This window comes from Eleftheria terrae (assembly GCF_030419005.1).
Lineage (GTDB): Bacteria > Pseudomonadota > Gammaproteobacteria > Burkholderiales > Burkholderiaceae_C > Caldimonas > Caldimonas terrae.
Genome location: NZ_CP106951.1, coordinates 4,017,007 through 4,037,683, shown reverse-complemented (window position 1 = coordinate 4,037,683; position 20,677 = coordinate 4,017,007). Strand labels below are relative to the sequence as shown.

Genomic DNA, 20,677 nt, shown 5'->3' with positions numbered 1-20,677 from the left:
GCGCTTGCGTCCGGCTCACTGCAGTTGGCCCCATTCGCGCTCGAAGCTGTGCACCAGCACCTGGTTGGACAGGCGGTTCACCTGGGTCGGCACGCGCGCCATGTCGGGCGGGAAGTACAGCATCGACGGCAGGCCCTGCAGCGTGAGGAAGCGCAACCCCGGCGGCAGCGCCTGCGGCATGCGCCAGGGCCGGTGGCCGGCCAGGGTGAAGCCCCATTCGCCGAAGCTGGGCACCAGGGTGTGGTAGGCCGTCACCGAGAAGCCGACCGCCTCCAGCGTGGTGGCCACGGTCCAGAAGCTCTCGCGCGCCACCAGCGGCGAGGTGGTCTGCACCACCAGGTAGCCACCGGCCGCCAGCGCCTGGTCCACCCGCTGGTAGAAGGTGGTGGTGTAGAGCTTGCCCAGCGAGAAATTGCTGGGGTCGGGAAAGTCGATGATGATGACGTCGAAGGGCTCGTGGGCCTGCTCCAGCCACTGGAAGGCATCGGCGTTGACGACCTCGACCTTGGGCGAATGGAAGGCGTCGCGGTTGAGCGCGCGCAGCATCGGCTGCTCGCGGAACAGCCGGGTCACGTGGGCGTCCAGGTCGACCAGCGTCACCTTCTCGACGCTCGGGTAGCGCAGCACCTCGCGCACCGCCAGCCCGTCGCCACCGCCCAGCACCAGTACGCGCCGGGGCGCGCCGTGGGCGGCCATGGCGGGGTGCACCAGGGCCTCGTGGTAGCGGTACTCGTCACGCGAGTGAAACTGCAGGTTGCCGTTGAGGAAGAGCCGCACGCCGGCCGGGCCGGATGTGACCACCACCCGCTGGTAGGCGCTGCTCTCGCGCAGCACGACGCGGTCGCCGTAGAAGTGGTCCTCGGTCCAGGAGGTGAGATGGTCGGCGCCCAGCATGGCGGCGCCCAGCACCGCGAGCACGGCGGCGCAGGCGGCGGCATAGGCGCCGGCACGCCGCAGTTCGGCGCGGAACAACCACAGCGTCCAGACCGCCACCGCCGTATTGAGCAGGCCGAAGAACACCCCCGTGCGCACCAGCCCCAGGTGCGGCACCAGCAGCAGCGGAAAAGCCAGCGCCACCGCCAGCGCGCCGAGGTAGTCGAAGGTCAGCACCTGCGACACCAGCTCGCGCAGGGCATAGCGCTCGCTGAAGTGGCGCTTGAGGATGCGCATGACCAGCGGGATCTCCAGCCCCACCAGCGCGCCCACCACCAGCACCAGGCCATACAGCAGCAGCCGGAACGAGGCCGCCGCGCCCACCGGCAGCAGGCTGTGGGCGATGAAGAGCCCGGCCGGCAGCAGCCCGCCGATCAGCCCCACCAGCAGCTCGATGCGCAGGAACTGCGCCACCAGCTGCCGCTCGACAAAGCGCGACAGCCAGGAACCCAGCCCCATCGCGAACAGGTAGGTGCCGATGATGGTGGAGAACTGCAGCACCGAGTCGCCGAGCAGGTAGCTGGCGAGTGCGCCTGCGGCCAGCTCGTAGACCAGCCCGCAGGCAGCGACGACGAACACCGAGGCGAGCAGCGCCAGCTCGCCCGGTGCCATGCGCGCACGCAGTCCGGGCGCGGCGCCGGCCCCGGCAGGATCGATCGGCGTCTCCAAGGCCGCCCCGCCCGGCCTCAGCTGGAGATGGCGGCGGCGACGATCACCGCGATGCCCAGGCACATGGCCGCCACCACGATGGCCAGCGCCAGGTTGCGCTTCTCGCAGATTTCGCCCCAGAGGTCATAGGGGGTCAGCTTGTCGATCACGATGAAGCTGATCCAGAAGACCAGCACGCCGATCAGCGCATACAGCATGGAGCCGAAAAACACGGCCGGCTTGAGCCATTCAATGCCCAACATGGCGGATCTCCCAGAGATGTGAATGAGTAATGGATGCGTGCGTCACTTGTGGCTGCCTCCCCAGGAGCTGCCGCCCGAGCCGCTGCTGCCGCTGGACGACCAGCCCCAGCCGGTGCTGCGGCCGCTGCCACGGCTGCTGGAGCGCCGGCACTCCTGGTATTCGGTGCTGGCTTCGCCATAAGTCTGGCGCACGCTGTCGCAATCATCGCGATCATGGCGCACGGCGAGGAACACCAGCAGCAGGATCACCAGCACGATGATCAGCAGGATCACCATCGGCCCCAGGCAACCGCGGCCTGAGCCGCCGGCCGGCGTGACGTCGCGCTCCAGCGCGGCTGCGGCACCGCCGGTGAGGCCGAAGGCCGCGGCGATCGCCTTGGCCTCCAGCGTCTCGCCGCCCGACCAGACCACTTCCTGATCGGTGCGCTCGCAATTCAGGCGGCGGCTGCCGCTGACGTAGTCGGTGTTGCGGCTGCGCTGGTCGCGCCGCACCTGCCAGTAGAACTCGCCCAGCACATAGGTGGTCTTGGCGACGTAGCGGTACTGCTGCCGGTAGGACACGCCGTCATAGGTCGCGGTCTGGCCCTTGACCTGCGGCGAGCCGGTGAGCGGGGCGACCCAGCTCCAGCCGTCCTCGGCATCGACCAGGAAGGCGAAGCCTTCGCTGCGATGGTAGAGCAGGTATTCACGCCAGAAGACCTGTTCGTCGTCCGGATCATCGGGCAGCTCGCAGCGCTCCAGGTAGCCCACCACCTGCCAGCTGCGCAGGCCGGTGGCGCCCAGCTTGAGCTTGCCGACGCTGCCGAGCGGCAACAGCGGCTCCAGGCCGCTGTCGCCAGCGTTGTTCTGCTTGTAGTGGGCCAGGTCGCCGCCCACGCCCTGCGACACATCGACCACCGTCTTGCACTGCCCGCAGACCACCGAGCGGGTGGTGGCGAGCGAGACCTGCAGCGCCGCACCGCAGCCGGGACATTCGGAGGCCCGGGCGCGCAGGGTCTTCTCGGCGGCATCGGCCAGGCCGGTGACGGCCAGGTCGGCCAGCGCCACCGAGCGGCCGACCGACCAGGCCGGCCGGCTGGGGTGCTGGTAGTCGAGCGTCGCCACCTCGCCGCGCTCGTTGCGCAGGTCGGCCACCGTGAAGCTGCTGCCCTGCACCGGCGGCTGCGGCAGCTCGCCTTCGGCGGCCAACAGGCGGGCTTCGACGCAGGAGGCGACGTCCCAGGCCCGGCCGGCGATGCTGCGGCGCTGGCCGGCGGCCAGTTCGGTGGCACCGGGCAGCGTCTCGGCCAGCGTGGCGTCGAAGGCCAGCACATAGCGGCCGTTGTCCTCGCTGAGCCAGCCGGAGCGGCCGTTGTCGAACAGCGCATGCCATTCGTTCCAGGTGCCTTCGGCATAGCCGTACTGCAGCCGGCCGACCAGGGTGAAGCCCAGCCCTTGCCAGCGCCCGCTGCAGCCAAGGTGCAGTGGCGAATGGTCATCGAACAGCTCGGCGCTCTGGCCGATGCGGCGCAGGGCCTCACCGTCGCGTGCCAGCGTGCTGCGGCAGTAGCTGCAGACCGCGCTGGCCGAGGCGGCCGAGCGGAATTCGACCGGCGCGCCGCAGTTCGGGCACATCGCGCGGTACACGCGCTGTGGGGTCGGGGAGGTGGCCAAGAAGGATGCCTGGAGGTATCGGGTGGGGCCGGCGCCGACAGCGCCGCATCATCGATGGCGTGCAGCCCGGCGCCGGCCGGCGTGGCCGCCGGCCGCCGTGCCGCGCCAGGAGATCAGGCCAGCTTCTTCAGCAGCTCGGCCTTCTTGGCCGAGAACTCGTCTTCGGTGAGGATGCCGCGCGAGCGCAGGTCGCCGAGCTTCTCCAGGGTGGCGATCACCTCTTCGGGCCGCATCGCGGGCGCGGCCGGGGCAGCGGCCGGCTGCGCCGCGGCCGGGGCAGCGCCTTGCAGGCCCTGGCCGAACTGCTGCGCCATCACCTGGCCCAGCGCGACACCGGCGCCCAGCCCCATCGCATCGCCCGCGATGCCGCTGCCCGGATTGGCGGCCATGGTGGGAATGGCTTGCGCGGTCTGGTACTGCATGAACTTGTTCATGTCGCCGCCGACCATGCCCATGCCGATCTTCTGGTCGAGGATCTTCTGCAGTTCCTCGGGCAGCGAGACGTTCTGCACCGTCACGCCCTCCAGCCGCAGGCCGAGCGCCTCGAAGGCCACCAGGTTCGCCTCGCGCAGCGAGTTGGCGAACATCACCTGGTTGGCCGCCAGGTCGAGGAAAGGCACGCCACTGCGCGCCACCGCGTCGGAGATGTGCTGCAGCATCAGCCCGCGCAGCTGGCCGTCGAGGTCGTCGACGGTGTAGGTGTCGCGGGTGCCCGAGACCTCGGTGTGGAAGCGCTTGGCATCGGCAATGCGGAAGGCGTAGTTGCCGAAGGCGCGCAGGCGCACCGCGCCAAAATCCTTGTCGCGGATGGTCAGCGGCTGGGTGGTGCCCCAGCGGCGGTCGATCTGCTGGCGGGTGCTGAAGAAGTAGACGTCGCTCTTGAACGGCGACTGGAACAGCTTGTCCCAGTTCTTCAGGTAGGTGAGCACCGGCAGCGTCTGCGTGGTGAGCTTGTGCATGCCGGGGCCGAAGACGTCCGCCACCTGCCCTTCGTTGACGAACACCGCCACCTGCGACTCGCGCACGGTGAGCGAGGCGCCGTACTGGATCTCGCGGTCGGCCACCGGGAAGCGCCAGGCAAGCACGCCGTCGCCCGACTCAGTCCATTCGATGATGTCGATGAACTGTTTGCGGATGAAATCCATCAATGCCATGGCGCGCTCCCGTCGTGTATCCATGCGTTAGTCGTGGCGCGAATGATACTGGCCGGCTCGGTGTGGCGGCCTCCTGAAAAGGGGGGGAAGGTGTGGCAAAGGACGCGGCGAACCGGGCGCCGACATGGCGCCGGCCGACATGCCAGGAGCAGGACGGCGAGGGCCGCCGGCTTCAGGCCGCGGGAAGGCATGGCAGGCTGCTCTCTGCGCGTGGATGGGGACGGGCCTGCGCCGCCTTCGTGCTCGACGTCCGCGCTACGGCATGCGGCGAAGAAGGACAGCAATGCAATGGCAGCGCCGACGGTGCTGCGGCCGGCGCGCAGCGGCGAAGGAGGTGATCCGCTGTTCCCCTCTGCCAGCGTCATCAACCGCTTGTCGCGAGCGTTGCGGTGGGCTGCCGTGTCCTGTCAGCGGCTGCCAGGGCCGGCCAGCTGGGCGGCGATGCGATCCAGCTCGGTGCCGATGCCCGGCAGCGACTCGATGGCCTTGAGCACGTCGTCCACCACGTTCTGGAATTCCGCCTCGTTGGTCAGGTCGTGGCCGAACTCCTCCAGCAGCACCGATTCGATCAGCATGCGCGCCACCAGCCGCTGGCGGTGGGCCGGATCGCCGCGCAGCTCGCGCACCCGGCGCTGCAGGGTGACGGTGAGCCGCTCTGCGGCTGCCGCTTCGGACTCACCCGCTTGCCGCGTTGACGCAGCGGCCCGGCCCGCAGCGCCCTGCCGCTGCACGGCACGCCGCACCATCGCGGCGATATGGGCCAGGCGGTGCAGGCCGTCGAGCGGAGACACCATCGGTGGCTGCCGGCGTCAGTGGCTGTTGCCGGCGAAGCCGCGCTGGTAGGCCGACAGCACCAGGTGGCTTTCGGCAGGCGCTTCGTCCACCGGGTCGGCGGCGGCTTCGGCCGCCGCGACGGCCGGAGCCTGGCCGGCACGCTGGGCCTCGATCTGCCCCAGCACCATCTCCATGTCCCGGCGCAGCGCGGCGTCCACGCCGGGCGTGGCGACGGCCCGGCGCACCAGCTCCAGCGCGCGCTCGAATTCGTCGCGCACCATGGCCAGCAAGCCATCCTTGAACAGCCGCACCGGGTCGTCCTCGGGCAGGGCGTCCAAAGGCGCCCAGACCTCCTGCGCCGCCTCGACCTCGCCCGAGGTCAGCCGCAGCAGCCCCAGCTGGAAGCGCGCCAGCGGCAGCTGGCCGTCGAGGGCCACCGACCGCTCGAAGTGCTCGCGAGCCCGGTCCACCATGCCGAGCGAGGCGTACTCGGCTCCCAGCAACCAGTGCCCCCGCGCATGCTCCGGCGCCTTGGCGACCGCCTGCTTCAGGTAGGCCAGTGCGGCGGCTGTGTCATTGGCCTGGCTGGCGCGCACGCCCAGCAGGAAGAGCTCTTCGGCGTCCAGCGCCGCGAGCAGCGACAAGTGGGTGTCCTGCATGTCTGTGTTCTCCTTGTGCATCGGATGTGCGCCGGCTCAGCGGCGCTGCTGGCGCAGCTGGCCCAGCAGCGTCTCGGCCAGCTTGACGATGCCGGCCGGATCGGCGCCGGCCAGCAGCGCGCGTGCGTACTGGGCCGAGCCGCTGGCTGCATCCAGCTTCAATGCCTTGCGGCTCAGCTCGTTCGCCTCCTCGCGCCGCCCCTGCAGCGCGGCCACCACCGCCCGGCTGCCATGGCTTTCCGAGAAGGCCGGGCTGGCCGCCACCGCCCGCTCGAAGCAGGCGTCGGCCACTGCCAGGTCCTGCTCCAGCAGCCAGGCCCAGCCCAGCGCGAGGTGGCTGCCGGCATGGTCGGGCATCAGCGCCACCGCTTCGTCGAACGCCTCTCGCGCATCGGCGAACCGGCCGGCGCGCAGGCGCGCCAGCCCCTCCACCAGCCAGATGCGGCCGTCGTCACGGCGCACCTGCAGCGCCCGGGCGGTCCACTGCGCCGCTTCCTGCACCGCGCCCTGCTCGAGGGCGGCGGCGGCCAGCGCCTCGTAGGCCGGGTAGGCCTCGATGCCGGCCTCCAGCAGCGCTTGTGCACGTGCCACCGCCTCGTCGAAGCGATAGACGTCCATCAGCAAGGGGATGGAGCTGGCGGCCACGCGCGGGTCCTCGGGATGCGCCTCGGTGTAGGCATCGGCGACGGCGACCGCCTCGTCCAGCCGCCCGAGGTGGTGCAGCAGCTGCAGGCGCAGCGAGCAGGCCTCGCCGGCCAGCAGCGGCTCGGCCGGGTCCTGCGGCGGCAAGGCAGCCAGCGCCGCTTCCATCTCGCGGCCGGCGAACAGGGCCTTGGCCTGCTCGATGGCCAGCGCCTCGTCGGCGGGCCAGTGGGCAAGCGCGCTGCCGAGCACCGCTTGCGCCTCGTCGAGCCGGCCCACTGCGCGCAGGCAGGCAGCCAGCAGCCGGCTGTCGCCCGGCTCGCCGGCCGGCGGGGCAGCAGGCAGGCGGCGCAGCGCGGCAATGGCAGCGTCCGGCTCGCCGGCGCGTGCCGCCTCGGCGGCGTAGTCGCGCAGCAGGGCCAGGTTGCCCGGATCCGTCTCCAGGAAGCGGCCCAGGCGCTCCAGTCGGTCGGTGCGCGAGGGCTGGGGTGGGGAAGCGGCAGTGGAGGTCATGGATAGGCCAAGCAAAAGATCATCGTAGGGCCGGCGCAGGTCTCGCCGGGCTCGTCAAGCTTCGAACACCGCCGCATCGTGGTCGCCCAGCACGCCGCGCAGCCGCTGCAGGGCCTGGCGGTGCAGCTGCGACACCCGGCCCTTGGTCAGGCCGAGCTGGTCCGCAATGTCGGTGAACTGGCGCTGCCCGAAATAGTGCTCCTGCACCACCTGGCGCTCGGCCTCGGGCAGGCCGGCCAGGGCCTGCCGGAGCGTGGCCTGCGTGCGGCGTGTCGCGGCGCTCGCATAGGCTTCGCACGGCAGCGTTTCGGCGCCGTCACTGTACATGCCGCTGCCTTCGAGCATGAAGCCCACCGCCAAGCCGATCGCCACGTCGGCGATGCGCGCCAGCGCCGCTTCCAGTTCGGCCGGCAGTGCGGCGTCGGCCTCGGCATGCGCCTCGGCCAGGCTCTGGCTGCGGTCCTCCACCAGGCGCTTGCGCGCGGCAATCTGCTGGTGCTGCTCGGTGGCGGTCTCCAGGCCGTTGAGGATGGAGCCGGTGATGCGCCAGGACGCGTAGGTGGAGAACTGGGCGCCACGGCCCGGCTGGAAGCGGCGCGCCGCCTCGACCAGGCCCACCGTGCCGTACTGCAGGTAGTCATCGAAGCCCACCGCGTCTCCCCAGCGCAGCCGGAACAGGCGCGCGGCGATCATGCGCACCAGCGGCAGGTTGTCGAGCACGAGCCGGTTCGACCTGTCCGCGGACAGGTCGTCGCTCGGCGCGGGCGGGCTCGACGGGCTGGCTGGCATGCGGCGGCGTGCGGCGCGCGGCGCTCACGCATAAGCGCCGGCGATCGCCCGCAGCAGCAGGCTCCAGCCGTCGATCAGCACGAACAGCAGCACCTTGAGCGGCAGCGAGATCGACACCGGCGGCACCATCATCATGCCCAGCGCCATCAGCACCGCGGCCACGATGAGGTCGATCAGCAGGAATGGCAGGAAGATGATGAAGCCGGCGGTGAAGGCGGCCCGCAGCTCCGACAGCATGAAGGCCGGCACCAGCACCTGCATGGGCACCTCGGCACCTGCCTCGGGCAGCGGCTTGCGGGCCAGCTCGGCCACCGACTGCAGGTCGGCGTCCCGCACATGGGCCTGCATGAAGGTCTTGAGCGGCGCGAGGCCGCCGTCGATGGCCTGCTGGGTACCGATGCGGCCCTCGAGGTAGGGTGCCAAGCCCTGGCCGTGCATCTGCTCGAAGACCGGCGCCATGGTGAAGAAGGTGAGGAACATCGCCAGCGTCACCAGCACCACGTTGGGTGGTGTCTCCGGCATGCCGATGGCATGCCGCAGGAAGGACAGCGTCACCACGATGCGCGTGAACGAGGTCATCGCGATCAACGCGGCCGGAATGAAGCTCAGCAGCGACAGCCCGACCAGCGTGCGAACGTAAGGCGTGACGCTGGCCGCTTGCTTGCCGCCGTCCAGCAGCTCGCCCATCGACGCAGGCGGGGCCGCGGGCGCCGACCAGGCCAGCGCTGCCGGCAGCAGCGCCAGCAGGAGCAGGACAACACAGGATCTGGAATGGCGCATGTCTGTCTAGGGCCGGCGCAGGTCGTTGATGAATGAGCGGCCGAGCGGCGCCCGCGGCCGTTCGTCCAGCGGGACGGCGCTGGGTGCGCCCTCCTCCGGTTCGAGCAACAGCACCGGGCGGCCCTGCACCTGCAGCAGGTGCACGCGCGTGCGCGGCGAGACCTGCAGTGTTTCGGCCAGCACCAGCTGCGCCGCGGCTGGCGGGCGTGCGGCCAGTTGCGGCAGCAGGCGGCGCAGCACCAGCAGCACCACGATGCCCAGCAGCAAGACCAGCGGCAAGGCCCAGCCCAGGCGCAGCAGCGTGTCGTTCATGGCGCGTCGAGGCAGCTCAGGGACTCAGCCGCGGGCGGGCGCCGGCGTGGCTGCGGCCGCAGCAGCGCCGGGCGCCTCGGTCAGCCGCACGCCGAACTGGTCGCCCACGGCGACCAGCGTGCCGCGGGCCACCACATGGCCGTCGACCAGCACGTCCACCGGCTGGTCCACGGCCCGGTCGAGGGCCAGGACTTCGCCGAACTTCATGCCCAGCAGTTCGCCAACGCTGGTCTCGGCCTCACCGAGGCGCACGGTCACCTTGACCTTGACGGACTGCAGGAAGGGCAGGCCGGCCTGCACAGCCGCGCCCAGGGCTTGCGGCTCGAGCGGGGAGAGTTCGATTTCTTGCACAGTGGGTTCCATCTTGGGGACATCCGCTAGGAAAAGCTCAGGACTGCGGCACGACACGCACCGCCCGCCGGCCGTCACGCTCGCCGAGCGCGCAACGCGCCAGCGTCTCGCCCTGCGGGCCGCAGAGCCAGAGGGGCTGGTCGAGCCGGGTCGGCAGGCGCAGGACGTCGCCGGGCTGCAGCCCCAGCAACCGGCCCAGCTCCAGCTCGACACTGCCCGCCTCCACCGCGAGCCGCACCGGCTGCCGCGCCGCCGCCCCTTGCACCAGCGGCAAGAGCGGCACCGGCGCTGGCCCGGGCGAGGCGGCGGCCGCACGGGGCGGCACATGGCGCAGCACCGCCCCGCTGGCCCAGGCCTGCCAGCCCAGCTCGGCACAGGCGATGTGCACGGCGCCCGAGCCGGGCAGGAACAGCGTCGCATCGGGCCGGGCCTCGTCGCCCGTCACCACCGGCCCGCCCAGCAAGGCCTCGGCCAGGGCGAGGTCGAGCGCCTGCCGCGCTCGCCGCACCACGCGCTGCGACCAGTCGTCATCGTGGCCGGCCGGCGAGGCAAAGGCAGCGCCCAGCACCAGGGCCGGCAAGGGATCCTGCGAGCCGCTGGCCGCTGCCAGCCACAACTCGCCCTCGGCGCCAGCATGGTGGCGGCAGGGCAGCGCCACCGCCGCGGTGCCGGCCACCGCCTGCACCTCGACCCGGGCGGCACTGCCCGCACTGGCCCAGGCGACGGCCCAGCCGGCCACGGCGGCCGCCACGCGCTCGCGCAGCACCTGCAGTGCATGCGCACCCGGCAACAGGAAGGGCCGCACCGGCTGCATCAACGCCGCCCCTTCAGCTCGAACAGCTGCTGCAGCATTTCATTGGCCGTGGTGAGCACCTGCGACGAGGCCTGGTAGCCCCGCTGCATCAGGATCAGCGTGCTGAACTCCTGGGTGAGGTTCACGTTGGACAGCTCCAGCGTCTTGCTGCGCACCTTCAGGTCGGCGCCCGCCTCACGCAGCGTGGGGGCGATGCCGAGCCGCGCCTCCAGCAGGCCGTCGCCCACCGCCTGCACCTGCTCGTCGCTGGCGAACTCGGCCAGTGCCAGCGTCGAGCCGGTGGCGCTCTGGCCGTTGGAATAGGTCACCGTCAACTGGCCTTTCTCGTTGAAGGCCAGTGCCGAGATGTCGCCCGGGGCGTAGCCGTCCTGCTGCGCCAGTGCCAGGGTGGAGGTGGTGCTCGACGCGTCGCCGCGCACGTCCGGGCCCAGCACGAACTCGACCTCGGCCGGCGCGGTGTTGCTCAAGGGCAGCAGCAGCTTGATGGAGGAGCCGAACGGCGACGCAATGCTGCCGATGAAGGAGAACTCGCCGCTGCCCAGCTCATTGATGCCTTCCAGCACCTTGACGCCCCAGGTGACGACATTGCTGCCGGTGCCGGTGGCGGCCTTCTTGGTCAGCTCCAGCTTCAGCGTGTGCGCAGCGCCGGTGCTGTCGTAGATGGTCAGCGCGTCGATGGTGTGGGCGTCGTCGGTCGAATACAGGCTGCCCTTGAACTCGACGCGACGGGTGGCCTTGGGCGGGTTACCACGCAGGCCGGTCAGCTCGATCGGCTCCAGCCGGCCGGCGCCGTCGCGCCCCATCACCTTCAGGCCGTGCAGGCGGCCGACCAGGCGGCCATCGTCATTGAATTCGAAGCCGCCGGCGCGGGAATACCGCAGGCGGCCCTCCTCGTCCTGCAGCACGAAGAAGCCCCGGCCTTCCAGGGCCACGTCGAGGTCGCGCCCAGTGTCCTGCCGGTCGCCGTCACGCAGGTCCAGCCGGGTGCGGGAGACGTCCACGCCCGAGCCGGTCGCCTCACGCCGGCGCTCGCTGCCGGCACCGGTGAAGACGTCGGCGAAGTCCACCACCGAGGCCTTGAAGCCGGCCGTGTTCATGTTGGCGACGTTGTTGCTGATGACCTTCAGGCCCTTCTGGTGCCCTTCGAGGCCGGACATCGCGGTGAAGATGGAATCGATCATGGAAGACGGCGCCTTGCTCAGCGGATGCTCTGGACCTGGCCGATGGTGATGCCGGCGATGGTGCGGCCATCGGCCACCTGGATGGTCATCTGCGGCTCGCCGCTGGCCAGCGAGAGCGACTTCACCACACCGGTGACCGCCCCGGTGCCGGTGTTGGCGTCGATGGTCTTGCCCAGCAGGCCCACCGACTGGTTCAGCGACTGCAGGCCCAGCAGCCGCTCCAGCCCCTGGTTGAGCTGGCGCGACGCGTCGAGCGAGGAGAACTGGGCGATCTGTGCCATGAAGTCCTTGTTCTCGACCGGCTTGAGCGGATCTTGATAGGTCAGCTCCGTGAGCATGACACGCAGCAGGTCTTCCATCGACAACGAAGCCGACGCCGCGTTGATGTTGCTCACACCGGAGATGGGCGAGGTGGCCATGCGGCTTTCCTTTCGTCTGGGATTTGGGTGATGGGGGGGTCGGCGCCGGCATTCAGCACGAGAACACCAGCTGCCGGCGCTGCGGCAGTGTGGCGGTCGCGGCGGTACCCGCCTCGAACACGGTGGCGCCGTTGAGGATGAGCTTGCGCAGCGAGGCGCGCGAGCCAGTGAGGCTATAGGCCGTCTCGAAGGCACAGCCCAGCGCGGCCTGCGAGGCCAGGCGGGCGTTGCGCACGATGATCTCGATGCCGTGCTCGCCTTGCAGCACCTGCACGCTTTCGTCGCTGGCCGCCTGCAGCTGGTAGGCGGCCAGCCCGGGCGGCGCCGCGGCGGGCGCCGTCTCGATGGCAGCTTCGGCCTGGGCATAGACGCGCGGTGCGGCGCTGGGCGGCCGCAAGGCCATGAAGGCAGCTGCCGGCCCGCGCCCGGCCGCGGCGGCGGGGGCCTGCGGCGCCACCGATGCGCCGCGAGCCGCCGCCGCCGGCAGGTCATCGCGTGGCAGTGCGGCCGCCTGCAGCCGCCGCGGCTCCGGCAGGGCCGGCCCGCTGGCAACCGGCGCGGCCAACCAGCTTTGGGGTGCTTCGGCGTCCACCGGCACGCCAGGCCGTGCGGCCTCGGCGGGCACCACACGGGCCTGCTCGAACACCTGCTGCCACATCTCGTCCAGCGCCAGCGTCCCGGGTCCGACCCGGGCGGCCGACGGCGGGTGGGGCCGGGGCACCGGTTGGCCCGCCTGGGCCAGGTTCAGCATCAGCTCATTGGCCATGGGCCGCTCCCTGCGATCGCAACATCCACAGTTCATCCACCAGGCCCAGCTCGCGGCTGGCCCGTTCCCGGGCCTGTGCCTGCATCGCCTCGCGGGCCGAGCGCTGCAGCTGGCCGGCCCGGTGCCGGGCGGCTGCCAGGTCCTCGCGGCGGGCCTCCGCCAGCTGCGCCAGCTCCTGCAGCTGCGCCGCCAGTGCCTGGCTGCGTTGGCGGCTTGCCCCCACCTGGGCCCGCAACAGGCGGGCCCGCTCGGGGTTGAAGGCCACGCCGCCCGACAGGCCCTTGCGCAGCTCTGCCTGCAGGGCCAGGGCATGGTCGCGCTCGCCGGCCGCGGACTGCTCGGCCGCGCGGCGCTGCGACTCCAGCCGCTGCAGCTCCGCACCGTGCTCGCTCACGTCCCAGTCGGCCTGCACCTCCAAGGCCTTCAAGGCTTTCGACAACTCGCTCATGCCGGGCTCCCCATGGCCTGCAGCAGGGCCTTGAGCTGGCGCATCGACTCCACGCGCGCCTGCGGTGCGCCGGTGGCCTGCGCGAGGAAGGCCTGGATGCGCGGCATCGCCTGCACCACGATGTCCAGCCGCGGGTTCACCTGCGGCTTGTAGGCGCCGACCTCGATCAGCGCGCGGTTGCGCTCGTACAGCGCCAGCAGGCCGAGCAGCGTGCGCACCTGCGTCTGCTCCGCCTCGGTGGTGACGCTGGAGAACAGCCGGCTGATGCTCTTGAGCACGTCGATGGCCGGGTACTGCCCGCTGCTTGCGATGTCGCGCGAGAGCACGATGTGCCCGTCCAGCGTCGCCCGGATGGCGTCGGTCACCGGCTCGTTCAGGTCGTCGCCTTCCACCAGCACGGTGTAGATGGCACTGATCGAGCCGGCGCCGGTGCCCGGGCCGCAGCGCTCGCACAGCTGCGGGATCTCCGAGAACACCGACGGCGTGTAGCCGCGCGCCGTGGGCGGCTCGCCGGCCGCCAGGCCGATCTCGCGGCGGGCCATGGCAAAGCGCGTCAGCGAATCCATCGTGAGCATCACCGCGCGGCCCTCGTCGCGGAAATGCTCAGCGATGGTGGTGGCGACATAGGCCGCCTTGACGCGGACCAGGGCCGGCTCGTCGGCGGTCGCGACCACCACCACCGAGCGCTTCAGCCCTTCGGGGCCGAGCTGGTCCTCGACGAACTCGCGCACCTCGCGGCCACGCTCGCCGATCAGCGCGATGACGTTCAGGTCGGCCCGGATGCCCTGGGCCACCATGCCCAGCAGCGTGCTCTTGCCCACGCCGCTGCCAGCGAACAGGCCGACGCGCTGGCCGCGCGCCAGCGTCAGCAGGGCGTCGATAGCCTTGACGCCCGTCTCCAGCACCTCGCCGATGCGGCTGCGCTGCATGGCCGCGGGCGGCTGGGCATGGCAGTCGCGCCAGGCGTCGGGCTGCACCGGCCCGCGGCCGTCGATGGGCTGGCCAAAGGCATCGATCACCCGGCCCACCAGTGCAGCGCCCACCGCAGCCTTGAAGGTGCGGCCGGTGGCCAGCACCGGGCTGCCCATGGCGATGCCGGCCAGCGGCCGGTATGGCATCAGCAGCGCGCGGGCACCGGCGAAGCCGACCACCTCGGCTTCCAGCCGCCGGCCGTCCTTGCCGAGCGGGATTTCGCAGATCTCGCCGACATAGGACGCCAGGCCCTCGGCCTCCAGGAACTGCCCACGTGCCTGCGTGATGCGGCCGCTGCGCTCCACCAGCTCGGCCCGCTCGATGGCCGCCACCAGGCTATGCACCATGGCTTGCCTGTGCCTCGCGGTGTGCATCGATGACGGCCTTCAGCCGCCGCAGCTGGGTGTCAAGGCCGGCGTCGTGGCGGCCGTGCTCCGATTCGAGGATGCAGCCGCCCAGCGCCAGGCTGTCGTCGGCCACCAGCACCAGGGGCTGGCTGCGGCCTTCGGCCTTCAGCCAGGGCTGCAGGGCCTGCACGTCGGAGGGATGCAGGCGCACCGTCACCGGCCCCTGGTGCGGCAGGGCCTGCAGCTGCGTGCCGACGCAGGCCGCCACCGCGGCGGGCGTCACCGCGTGCTCGCCCAGGATGCGGCACACCGCCGCGAAGGCGATGCTGCCCACATCGTCCTGCAGGCGCTGCAGGCTGGCGCGCTGCTCGGCCTCGATGCGGGCCAGCGCGGCGTCGATGCGCTGCAAGGCCTGCTGCTGCAGCGCCGCTTCCGCCGCGGCGGCGTCCTTGCGGCCCTGGGCCAGCCCGTCCTGCAGGCCCTGCGCATGGCCACGCCGGCGCTCTTCCTCGAAGAGCCGGGCGGCCTCGCCGGCCATCTCGCGGCGCAGGGCGGTTTCCAGCTCGCGGCGCAACGCCGCGGTGTCGGGCACCGCGGCCGCGGCAGGCGCGCTCGGCGCCACGCCGGCCGGCTTCTGCGCCGGCGTGGCGGGACGCGCCACGGCGCCGGCGGGGCCCAGCCTGGCCTTCTCCGGCGCCAGCTGCACCGAACGGATCACCGCATCCATGCGCGCACCTTCTGCCACCAGCCGGGGCCCGCCAGCCGGCCGGCCTCGGCCTGCCGTTGTGCCGCCGCCAAGACTTCCTCGGCCAGTGCCTGGCGGGCGGCTGGCGCAATCTGCGGCGGCGAACGCAGGCCGTGCTCGACCGCGCTGCGCAGCTCCGGCGCCAGCCGCGCCTGCACCTCGGCCTGCCACGGCGCATCGGCAAACGCAGCCAGCGTCAGCACCACGGTGGCACGGCCTTGCGTGGCCAGGGCCGCTGCGACGGCATCGGCCGGCAGCCGGGCCAGGCGGTCCTGCGGCGCGTCGGCGCGCGCCTCGGCCTGCGCCAGCGTGCGGCGGGCCAGCGAGGGCGGCAGGCCGAGTTCGGCCAATTCAGCCAGCAGGGGCTCGACGCGGGCGCGCTGCTCGGCGCTCAGCCGCTGCAACACCTGCAGCCGCTGCCCTTCGGGCAGGGCATGCAAGGCCAGCGCGGCTTCGCGGGCATGGCCGGCATCAGCCTGCATGGCCGCCCTCCCCCAGCCAGCGCTGCACGCGGGCGGTGGCCTGGGCCACGGCCTGCGCCTCGTGCTCGGCGTCATCAGCCGGCGGCCGGCGCTTCAGCAGCGCCAGGCAGGCCAGGACCAGCAGCACCCCGGCCACCGCGCCGAAGCCCCACATGGCAGCGGTGGACGACGCCGGCTCGCCTTGCGCGGCCGCCACCGCGTCCGGGCGCGGCACGGCCGGGCCGGCTTCGGCCGGCCCGGTGGGCAGCAGCATGACGCTGACCGCGTCGCCACGCGCCCGGTCGACCCCGACCGCGTGCGCCACCAGTTGCTCGATGGCCGCACCGTCCAGCCCGGCCGGCGCGCCCTGCACGGCCACCGCCACGCTGAGCCGCCGGACCGAGCCCGGCATGGACAGCGACTGCTCGATGCGGTGGCCCACCTTGTAGTCATATTCCCAGCCGGCGTCTTCGCTGCCGTTGCCGTTGCCGGCCTCCTGCGCAGCGCCGGACGAGCGCTGGGTCTGCCGCTCGCGGCTGACCACGCCGGTGGCCTTGTCGCCCGGCTCGGCCTTGGCGACCGCCAGCGGCTCTTCCACCGTGGTGCGCAGCTGCTTGAAGTCGAGCGCGGCATCCACCGAGACGGCAATGCGCCCCTGCGGCGCCAGTTCTTCCAGCACCGCGCGCAGCTTGCCTTCGAGGTAGCCGTCCACCTCGCGCTTCATCTCCAGCTGGGCGTTGGAGTAGTCGACCTCGCCGCCACCGACGGCGCCCGAGGGGCCGACCAGGCTCACGCCGGCCTCGTTCAGCACCGTCACGTCGTCGGCCCGGATCTCGGGCACCGAGGCGGCCACCAGGCGCTGGATGCCCCGCACCTGCGCGCGCGAGGCGCTGCGGCCCGGCGCCATCATCAGCGTCACGGCGGCGGTGGCCTTGGTCTGCTGGCGCTTGATGACGCCGCCCTCGGCCAGCACGATGTGCACCCGCGCGTCGCGCACGCCGTCCATCGACTGCAGCGTGCGGGTCAGCTCGCCTTGCAGCGCGCGCTGGTAGTTCACCTTCTGGGCGAACTCGGTCATCGAGAAATCGGTCTCGTTGAACAGCTCCAGCCCCACGCCCGCGCCCGGCACCGCGCCACCGGCCAGGGCCAGGCGGGCCCGGCCGATGGCGGCCTGCGGCACTTCCAGCCCGTCACCCGTTGGCGAGAGGCGGTAGGGGATCTTCTGCTTGTCCAGCTCGGCCACGGCCTGCGCCATGCGCTGGGCCGACAGCTGCGAGGCCAGCGGCAGGTAGTTGTCGCGCAGGGTCCAGTAGCCCAGCGCCACGGTGGTCGCGACGATGAGCAGCAGGCCGAGCACAAATCCCAGCCGGCGCGGGCCGCTCAAGGCGGACCAGGAATCGAGGAAGGGCTTCACCGGCACATCACATCTGCATGCGCATCAGGTCCTGGTAGGACTCGACGAGCTTGTTGCGCACCTGGATGAAGGTCTGCACGCTGATGCGCGCCTTCTCCAGACTGATCATCACCTCATGCAGCTCCACCGGGCGGCCAGCGGCCATGTCGCCCAGCGCCTGCTCGGCGGCCTGCATGTCCTTGTTCATGTCCACCAGCTGCTGCTCGAACAGCCCGGCAAAGCCGGGCGCCGCGCTGGCGCCGGCGGCGGCAGCCCCACCGGCCGGCGCGGTGGACGAGACGGCCGCGATGGCGGCGACGTTGATGTCCATCACTGGCCTCCGATCTCGAGCGCCTTGAGCGCCAGCGTCTTGGTGGCCTGCAAGGCCGCCAGGTTGGCTTCGTAGGCCCGCAGCGCGGTGGTCACCGTCATCATCTCGCGCACCTGGTCGACGCCGGGGTAGCTCACCATGCCGTTGGCATCCGCATCGGGATGGCCTGGCTCATGCACGATGCGCGGCCGCGCCTGCGGCTGCTCCACCACCCGCGCCGCCACGCCAGCCGGTGCCGGGCCGGCCGCGCCCCACGCCGCCTGGAATCGCGCACTGTCGGCCTGCATGACCACCGTGACCGGCCGGTAGAGGTCGGCCACCGCCTTGCCAGTGGACGTCATGTTGGCGATGTTGGCGGCCGCGGCCTCGATGCGCATCTTCTGCGCCACCATGCCGGAGCCGCTGATCTCTGCTGCCCTGAAGTAATCCATGCTCACCCCTTGCCGCCGCTGGCAATGGCCCCGGCGATCGAGAAATACCGTCCCAGGGCCTTGGCCAGCGCCTGGTAGTTCATCGTGTTCTTCGACAGCGTCAGCAGGTCTTCTTCCAGGCTGACGGCGCGCGCCGAGTCGTCCGGCACGACGCGCGGGACGGCCACCGGCGGCAGGCCCGCGACGCCCGCCGCCGGCAGGCCGCCGGCGCTGCTCAGCGCCTGGTCGAAGGCCACCTTCAGCCGCTGGTAGCCGGCGCTGTCGCGGTTGGCGATGTTGCTGGCGCTGACCTGGTTCTGCAGCGAGGCCGCGGTCAGCGAGGAGGAGATCTGCTCGACGAGCAGCGCGTAGTGTTGCGTGGTCATGGTCGGTCGGGAAAGGGACTACTGCACGATCAGCTCGGCATGGAGGGCACCGGACGCCTTGAGCGCCTTCAGCACCGACACCACGTCACGCGCGCTGGTGCGCAGCTTGGCCAGGGCCTGCACCAGGTCGGCGATGGTGCCGCCGGGCTGGGTCACCAGCGTCGCGCCGCCCTGCTCCTGCAGGTCGATGCGCGAGTTGGCGTAGTCCTCGGTGCGGATGGCCTCGCTCGGCTGGCGCAGCAGCAGCGGCTGCGAGACCGCGTTCTCGGTGACGATGGAGATCTTCAGGTCGCCATAGGTGATGGCCGTCGGCGCCACCCGGACATTGGCGCCGGCCACCACGGTGCCGGTGCGTTCGTTGACGACCACGCGGGCCCGCAGGTCGGGCGCGATCTCCATCGCCTCGATGCGCTGCATCAGCTCGACGAAGCGGCCGCGGTAGCCGTCCGGGACCTGCACCGACACCGTGTCCGGGTCGCGCGCCTTGGCATAGGCGCCGCCCAGCCCGGCGTTGATGGATTCGGCAATGCGGGCGGCATTGGTGTAGTCGGCCTCCAGCAGCGAGACCGAGAAGCTGTTGAGCTGCGCCAGGTTGGGCGCCGGCGGCGCCACCTCGATGCTGCCGCCGCCGGGGATGGTGGCCACCGTGGGGTGGTTCTTCTGGCCCACCGTGCCGTTGGCTTCATAGCGGTAGCCGCCGACGGTGAGGCCGCCCTGGGCCAGCACATAGGTCTTGCCGTCGGGGCCGTTGAGCGGCGTCAGCAACAGGTTGCCGCCGACCAGGCTGCGCGCGTCGCCCACGGAGGTGACGGTGACATCGATGGTGTCGCCCTGGCGGCCAAAGTTGGGCAGGCCGGCCGTCACCATCACCGCCGCCACGTTGCGGCTGTTGACCGCCTCTGGCGGCAGGGTGACGTTGAACTGCGAGAGCATGTTGGCCAGCGACTGCCGGGTGGCGCGGTTGGCCGGCGAGTCGCCAGTGCCGGCAAGACCGGTGACCAGGCCGTAGCCCACCAGCGGATGCAGCCGGTCCGACTGCACGCGGGCGATGTCCTTGATGCGCACGCCACCGGCGACCGCGGCCGCCGGCAGGGGCGCCAGCAGCGCCAGGCCGAGCGCCAGCGCGCCGATGAAGGGAAACCTGCAAGCCATCATCACAACCCGAAGAACGACAGGAATTTGGTGAGCCAGCCCGGCCGGCTCTTGTCGGCGATGAAACCTTCGCCGTCGAAGCTGATCTCGGCATCGCCGACGCGGGTGGAGGGCACCAGGTTGCCGTCCGTCACGTCGCGCGGCCGCACCCGGCCCTTCAGGGTGATGACCTGCGCCTCGCCGTTGATGGTGAGGTTCTGCCGACCATGGATGAGCAGGTCGCCGTTGGGCTCCACGCCCACCACGTTGACCGTGAGCTGCGCCAGCAGGCGGCCGCTGCGCTGGGTGCGCCCGCCGCCGTCAGAGTCGGTGCCGACGCTGCCCGAGAGGTTGCGGGCCGGGGCCTTGAAGGGGTCGACCTGGATGTTCAGGCCGGTCGAGCGGCCGGCCGAGGAATCGGCCGCGGTCGAGGCGCTGGCGTTTTCCTGGATCACCACGGTCAACAGGTCGCCGGCCTTGAAGGCCTTGTGGTCGGCCACCAGCGGGCGGTAGGTCTTGGGGTCGTACAGCGACTGGCTGTCGTTCGCCGCGGCCGGCCCGGCCAGGCACAGGCCGAGCGCCAGGGCGAGGCCGCTGGCCCGAAGTGTGAAGCCACGTGTCGTCGTCATTGCATCGTTCCTGATTCGAGCACCACGGCCTGCGGCCCGACCACGCGGGCATCCACGGCCTGGCGCGAGATATTGGGCCGCACCCGCACGGTGTCGCCGACTTCGGCGTCGGCCAGCGCCAGGCCGGCGGATTCGAGCACCACCGCGCCGGCCACCACGCGGATGGTCACCGGCTGCATCTGGGCCACCGCCGGCCGCGCGCCGGCATCCGAGCGCCGCAGCACGTCGCCCTCGTTGAGCGGGCGGCGCAGCACGGTGCCGGCCGGCAGGCTGCACGGCAGCGGCCAGAGGTCGGCACGGGCCATCTCGACCGGTCGGCGCTGCACCGACACATCGGCGCAGCCCAGCGCCGCGCCGCGCGCCAGCGGGCGGTTCAGCACCGGCATGTCCTGCTGCAGCCGGCCGTACACCACCGCCTGCATGTCGGGCTGACCGGCAGCGCCACGCAAGGCCAGCCGCAGCGGCAGGCGCAGTGCACCACGCGCGGCCGGCGGAGACCACACCACTTCCACCGGTGCTCCGGTGGCCACCGGCCCGGTGCCGGTGAAGCGCACCGAGCCCTCCTGCAGGGCCAGGCCCTGGCGCGCCAGCAGGTCGCCGGCCAGGCGAAGCACGGCCGCCGCGAGTTCGGGCTCGCCGGCATGGCTTGCCGTGCCGAGCACCACAGGCGCGGCCGCCGCCTCGCTGGCGGCCCCGGCCAGCGGTGCGGTGGCCGGGCCCAGCAGGGCCGCGGCAAGGACAAGGCTCGGCCAGGCCGAGGCGGCAGGCTTCAT

The 20,677-nt window shown here is 71.8% G+C and carries 26 protein-coding genes; all 26 read right to left on the bottom strand.

The genetic code is table 11. The features are described 5' to 3' along the window. Positions 1–15: 15 nt before the first annotated feature. The 26 genes from N7L95_RS17940 to flgA all read right to left on the bottom strand — a co-directional run bounded on the left by N7L95_RS17940 (position 16) and on the right by flgA (position 20,677). Entirely contained in the window at positions 16–1,545 is a 1,530-nt protein-coding gene (locus N7L95_RS17940; RefSeq protein ID WP_301260179.1) for a polyamine aminopropyltransferase, read from the bottom strand. Between the two features lie 74 nt (positions 1,546–1,619). Further along, complete coding sequence (locus N7L95_RS17935; RefSeq protein ID WP_301260178.1) at positions 1,620–1,841, bottom strand: DUF350 domain-containing protein; 222 nt, start codon at positions 1,839–1,841, stop codon at positions 1,620–1,622. A gap of 45 nt (positions 1,842–1,886) precedes the next feature. Next, a complete protein-coding gene (locus N7L95_RS17930; protein WP_301256612.1) occupies positions 1,887–3,497 on the bottom strand; it encodes a DUF4178 domain-containing protein in 1,611 nt (536 codons plus the stop codon). A gap of 113 nt (positions 3,498–3,610) precedes the next feature. Next, positions 3,611–4,651: an SPFH domain-containing protein gene (locus N7L95_RS17925; protein WP_301256611.1), complete on the bottom strand. Its 1,041-nt coding sequence runs from the start codon at positions 4,649–4,651 to the stop codon at positions 3,611–3,613. Between the two features lie 407 nt (positions 4,652–5,058). Beyond that, positions 5,059–5,445, bottom strand: coding sequence for a hypothetical protein (locus N7L95_RS17920; RefSeq protein WP_301256610.1), 387 nt, complete (start codon positions 5,443–5,445; stop codon positions 5,059–5,061). 15 nt (positions 5,446–5,460) lie between these two features. Beyond that, on the bottom strand, positions 5,461–6,084 hold the full coding sequence (locus N7L95_RS17915) for a tetratricopeptide repeat protein (RefSeq protein WP_301256609.1): 624 nt from the start codon (positions 6,082–6,084) through the stop codon (positions 5,461–5,463). A 36-nt stretch (positions 6,085–6,120) separates the two neighbouring features. Next, positions 6,121–7,239: a tetratricopeptide repeat protein gene (locus tag N7L95_RS17910; protein WP_301256608.1), complete on the bottom strand. Its 1,119-nt coding sequence runs from the start codon at positions 7,237–7,239 to the stop codon at positions 6,121–6,123. A 54-nt stretch (positions 7,240–7,293) separates the two neighbouring features. Further along, entirely contained in the window at positions 7,294–7,959 is a 666-nt protein-coding gene (locus tag N7L95_RS17905) for a sigma-70 family RNA polymerase sigma factor (protein WP_301256607.1), read from the bottom strand. Between the two features lie 93 nt (positions 7,960–8,052). Further along, complete coding sequence (gene fliP / locus N7L95_RS17900) at positions 8,053–8,808, bottom strand: flagellar type III secretion system pore protein FliP (protein ID WP_301256606.1); 756 nt, start codon at positions 8,806–8,808, stop codon at positions 8,053–8,055. 6 nt (positions 8,809–8,814) lie between these two features. Then, positions 8,815–9,120, bottom strand: a complete 306-nt coding sequence (locus tag N7L95_RS17895) for a hypothetical protein (RefSeq protein WP_301256605.1) — start codon at positions 9,118–9,120, stop codon at positions 8,815–8,817. 24 nt (positions 9,121–9,144) lie between these two features. Beyond that, positions 9,145–9,471 carry a FliM/FliN family flagellar motor switch protein gene (locus N7L95_RS17890; protein ID WP_301256604.1) on the bottom strand — a complete coding sequence of 109 codons (327 nt, stop codon included), beginning with the start codon at positions 9,469–9,471 and terminating at the stop codon, positions 9,145–9,147. Between the two features lie 37 nt (positions 9,472–9,508). After that, complete coding sequence (locus N7L95_RS17885) at positions 9,509–10,285, bottom strand: FliM/FliN family flagellar motor C-terminal domain-containing protein (protein ID WP_301256603.1); 777 nt, start codon at positions 10,283–10,285, stop codon at positions 9,509–9,511. After that, positions 10,285–11,466 (bottom strand): flagellar hook protein FlgE, encoded by a 1,182-nt coding sequence (locus tag N7L95_RS17880; protein WP_301256602.1) that lies wholly within the window; start codon positions 11,464–11,466, stop codon positions 10,285–10,287. The genes N7L95_RS17885 and N7L95_RS17880 overlap by 1 nt, the downstream gene beginning before the upstream one ends. A gap of 17 nt (positions 11,467–11,483) precedes the next feature. Beyond that, positions 11,484–11,885 carry a flagellar hook assembly protein FlgD gene (locus N7L95_RS17875; protein WP_301256601.1) on the bottom strand — a complete coding sequence of 134 codons (402 nt, stop codon included), beginning with the start codon at positions 11,883–11,885 and terminating at the stop codon, positions 11,484–11,486. 52 nt (positions 11,886–11,937) lie between these two features. Continuing rightward, positions 11,938–12,651, bottom strand: coding sequence for a hypothetical protein (locus tag N7L95_RS17870; protein ID WP_301256600.1), 714 nt, complete (start codon positions 12,649–12,651; stop codon positions 11,938–11,940). Continuing rightward, entirely contained in the window at positions 12,641–13,099 is a 459-nt protein-coding gene (locus N7L95_RS17865) for a hypothetical protein (protein WP_301256599.1), read from the bottom strand. The genes N7L95_RS17870 and N7L95_RS17865 overlap by 11 nt, the downstream gene beginning before the upstream one ends. After that, entirely contained in the window at positions 13,096–14,418 is a 1,323-nt protein-coding gene (locus N7L95_RS17860; RefSeq protein ID WP_301256598.1) for a FliI/YscN family ATPase, read from the bottom strand. Before N7L95_RS17860 ends, N7L95_RS17865 begins: the two co-directional genes overlap by 4 nt. Beyond that, positions 14,408–15,145 (bottom strand): FliH/SctL family protein, encoded by a 738-nt coding sequence (locus N7L95_RS17855; RefSeq protein ID WP_301256597.1) that lies wholly within the window; start codon positions 15,143–15,145, stop codon positions 14,408–14,410. Before N7L95_RS17855 ends, N7L95_RS17860 begins: the two co-directional genes overlap by 11 nt. Beyond that, the gene (locus tag N7L95_RS17850) at positions 15,133–15,645 is read right to left on the bottom strand and encodes a hypothetical protein (protein WP_301256596.1); all 513 of its coding nucleotides are present in this window, start codon (positions 15,643–15,645) and stop codon (positions 15,133–15,135) included. Before N7L95_RS17850 ends, N7L95_RS17855 begins: the two co-directional genes overlap by 13 nt. Beyond that, entirely contained in the window at positions 15,635–17,038 is a 1,404-nt protein-coding gene (gene fliF / locus N7L95_RS17845) for a flagellar basal-body MS-ring/collar protein FliF (RefSeq protein ID WP_301256595.1), read from the bottom strand. Before fliF ends, N7L95_RS17850 begins: the two co-directional genes overlap by 11 nt. Positions 17,039–17,045: 7 nt before the next feature. Then, positions 17,046–17,348 carry a flagellar hook-basal body complex protein FliE gene (gene fliE / locus N7L95_RS17840; protein WP_301256594.1) on the bottom strand — a complete coding sequence of 101 codons (303 nt, stop codon included), beginning with the start codon at positions 17,346–17,348 and terminating at the stop codon, positions 17,046–17,048. Beyond that, complete coding sequence (gene flgC, locus N7L95_RS17835; protein WP_301256593.1) at positions 17,348–17,779, bottom strand: flagellar basal body rod protein FlgC; 432 nt, start codon at positions 17,777–17,779, stop codon at positions 17,348–17,350. The genes fliE and flgC overlap by 1 nt, the downstream gene beginning before the upstream one ends. 2 nt (positions 17,780–17,781) lie before the next feature. Continuing rightward, positions 17,782–18,144, bottom strand: coding sequence for a flagellar basal body rod protein FlgB (locus tag N7L95_RS17830; RefSeq protein ID WP_301256592.1), 363 nt, complete (start codon positions 18,142–18,144; stop codon positions 17,782–17,784). Between the two features lie 18 nt (positions 18,145–18,162). Continuing rightward, entirely contained in the window at positions 18,163–19,296 is a 1,134-nt protein-coding gene (locus N7L95_RS17825; protein WP_301256591.1) for a flagellar basal body P-ring protein FlgI, read from the bottom strand. 2 nt (positions 19,297–19,298) lie between these two features. Continuing rightward, positions 19,299–19,904 (bottom strand): flagellar basal body L-ring protein FlgH, encoded by a 606-nt coding sequence (locus tag N7L95_RS17820; RefSeq protein WP_301256590.1) that lies wholly within the window; start codon positions 19,902–19,904, stop codon positions 19,299–19,301. Next, complete coding sequence (flgA, locus tag N7L95_RS17815) at positions 19,901–20,677, bottom strand: flagellar basal body P-ring formation chaperone FlgA (RefSeq protein ID WP_301256589.1); 777 nt, start codon at positions 20,675–20,677, stop codon at positions 19,901–19,903. Before flgA ends, N7L95_RS17820 begins: the two co-directional genes overlap by 4 nt.

Coding starts and splice junctions, on each gene's coding strand:
- N7L95_RS17915 (WP_301256609.1), bottom strand. CDS start 6,084: ATGCAGGACACCCACTTGTCGCTGCTCGCGGCGCTGGACGCCGAAGAG.
- N7L95_RS17865 (WP_301256599.1), bottom strand. CDS start 13,099: ATGAGCGAGTTGTCGAAAGCCTTGAAGGCCTTGGAGGTGCAGGCCGAC.
- N7L95_RS17910 (WP_301256608.1), bottom strand. CDS start 7,239: ATGACCTCCACTGCCGCTTCCCCACCCCAGCCCTCGCGCACCGACCGA.
- N7L95_RS17870 (WP_301256600.1), bottom strand. CDS start 12,651: ATGGCCAATGAGCTGATGCTGAACCTGGCCCAGGCGGGCCAACCGGTG.
- N7L95_RS17925 (WP_301256611.1), bottom strand. CDS start 4,651: ATGGCATTGATGGATTTCATCCGCAAACAGTTCATCGACATCATCGAA.
- N7L95_RS17880 (WP_301256602.1), bottom strand. CDS start 11,466: ATGATCGATTCCATCTTCACCGCGATGTCCGGCCTCGAAGGGCACCAG.
- N7L95_RS17830 (WP_301256592.1), bottom strand. CDS start 18,144: ATGACCACGCAACACTACGCGCTGCTCGTCGAGCAGATCTCCTCCTCG.
- N7L95_RS17850 (WP_301256596.1), bottom strand. CDS start 15,645: ATGCAGGCTGATGCCGGCCATGCCCGCGAAGCCGCGCTGGCCTTGCAT.
- N7L95_RS17820 (WP_301256590.1), bottom strand. CDS start 19,904: ATGACGACGACACGTGGCTTCACACTTCGGGCCAGCGGCCTCGCCCTG.
- N7L95_RS17855 (WP_301256597.1), bottom strand. CDS start 15,145: ATGGATGCGGTGATCCGTTCGGTGCAGCTGGCGCCGGAGAAGGCCAGG.
- N7L95_RS17920 (WP_301256610.1), bottom strand. CDS start 5,445: ATGGTGTCTCCGCTCGACGGCCTGCACCGCCTGGCCCATATCGCCGCG.
- flgA (WP_301256589.1), bottom strand. CDS start 20,677: ATGAAGCCTGCCGCCTCGGCCTGGCCGAGCCTTGTCCTTGCCGCGGCC.
- N7L95_RS17860 (WP_301256598.1), bottom strand. CDS start 14,418: ATGGTGCATAGCCTGGTGGCGGCCATCGAGCGGGCCGAGCTGGTGGAG.
- fliP (WP_301256606.1), bottom strand. CDS start 8,808: ATGCGCCATTCCAGATCCTGTGTTGTCCTGCTCCTGCTGGCGCTGCTG.
- N7L95_RS17940 (WP_301260179.1), bottom strand. CDS start 1,545: ATGGCACCGGGCGAGCTGGCGCTGCTCGCCTCGGTGTTCGTCGTCGCT.
- fliE (WP_301256594.1), bottom strand. CDS start 17,348: ATGGACATCAACGTCGCCGCCATCGCGGCCGTCTCGTCCACCGCGCCG.
- N7L95_RS17895 (WP_301256605.1), bottom strand. CDS start 9,120: ATGAACGACACGCTGCTGCGCCTGGGCTGGGCCTTGCCGCTGGTCTTG.
- N7L95_RS17885 (WP_301256603.1), bottom strand. CDS start 10,285: ATGCAGCCGGTGCGGCCCTTCCTGTTGCCGGGTGCGCATGCACTGCAG.
- N7L95_RS17875 (WP_301256601.1), bottom strand. CDS start 11,885: ATGGCCACCTCGCCCATCTCCGGTGTGAGCAACATCAACGCGGCGTCG.
- flgC (WP_301256593.1), bottom strand. CDS start 17,779: ATGGATTACTTCAGGGCAGCAGAGATCAGCGGCTCCGGCATGGTGGCG.
- N7L95_RS17825 (WP_301256591.1), bottom strand. CDS start 19,296: ATGGCTTGCAGGTTTCCCTTCATCGGCGCGCTGGCGCTCGGCCTGGCG.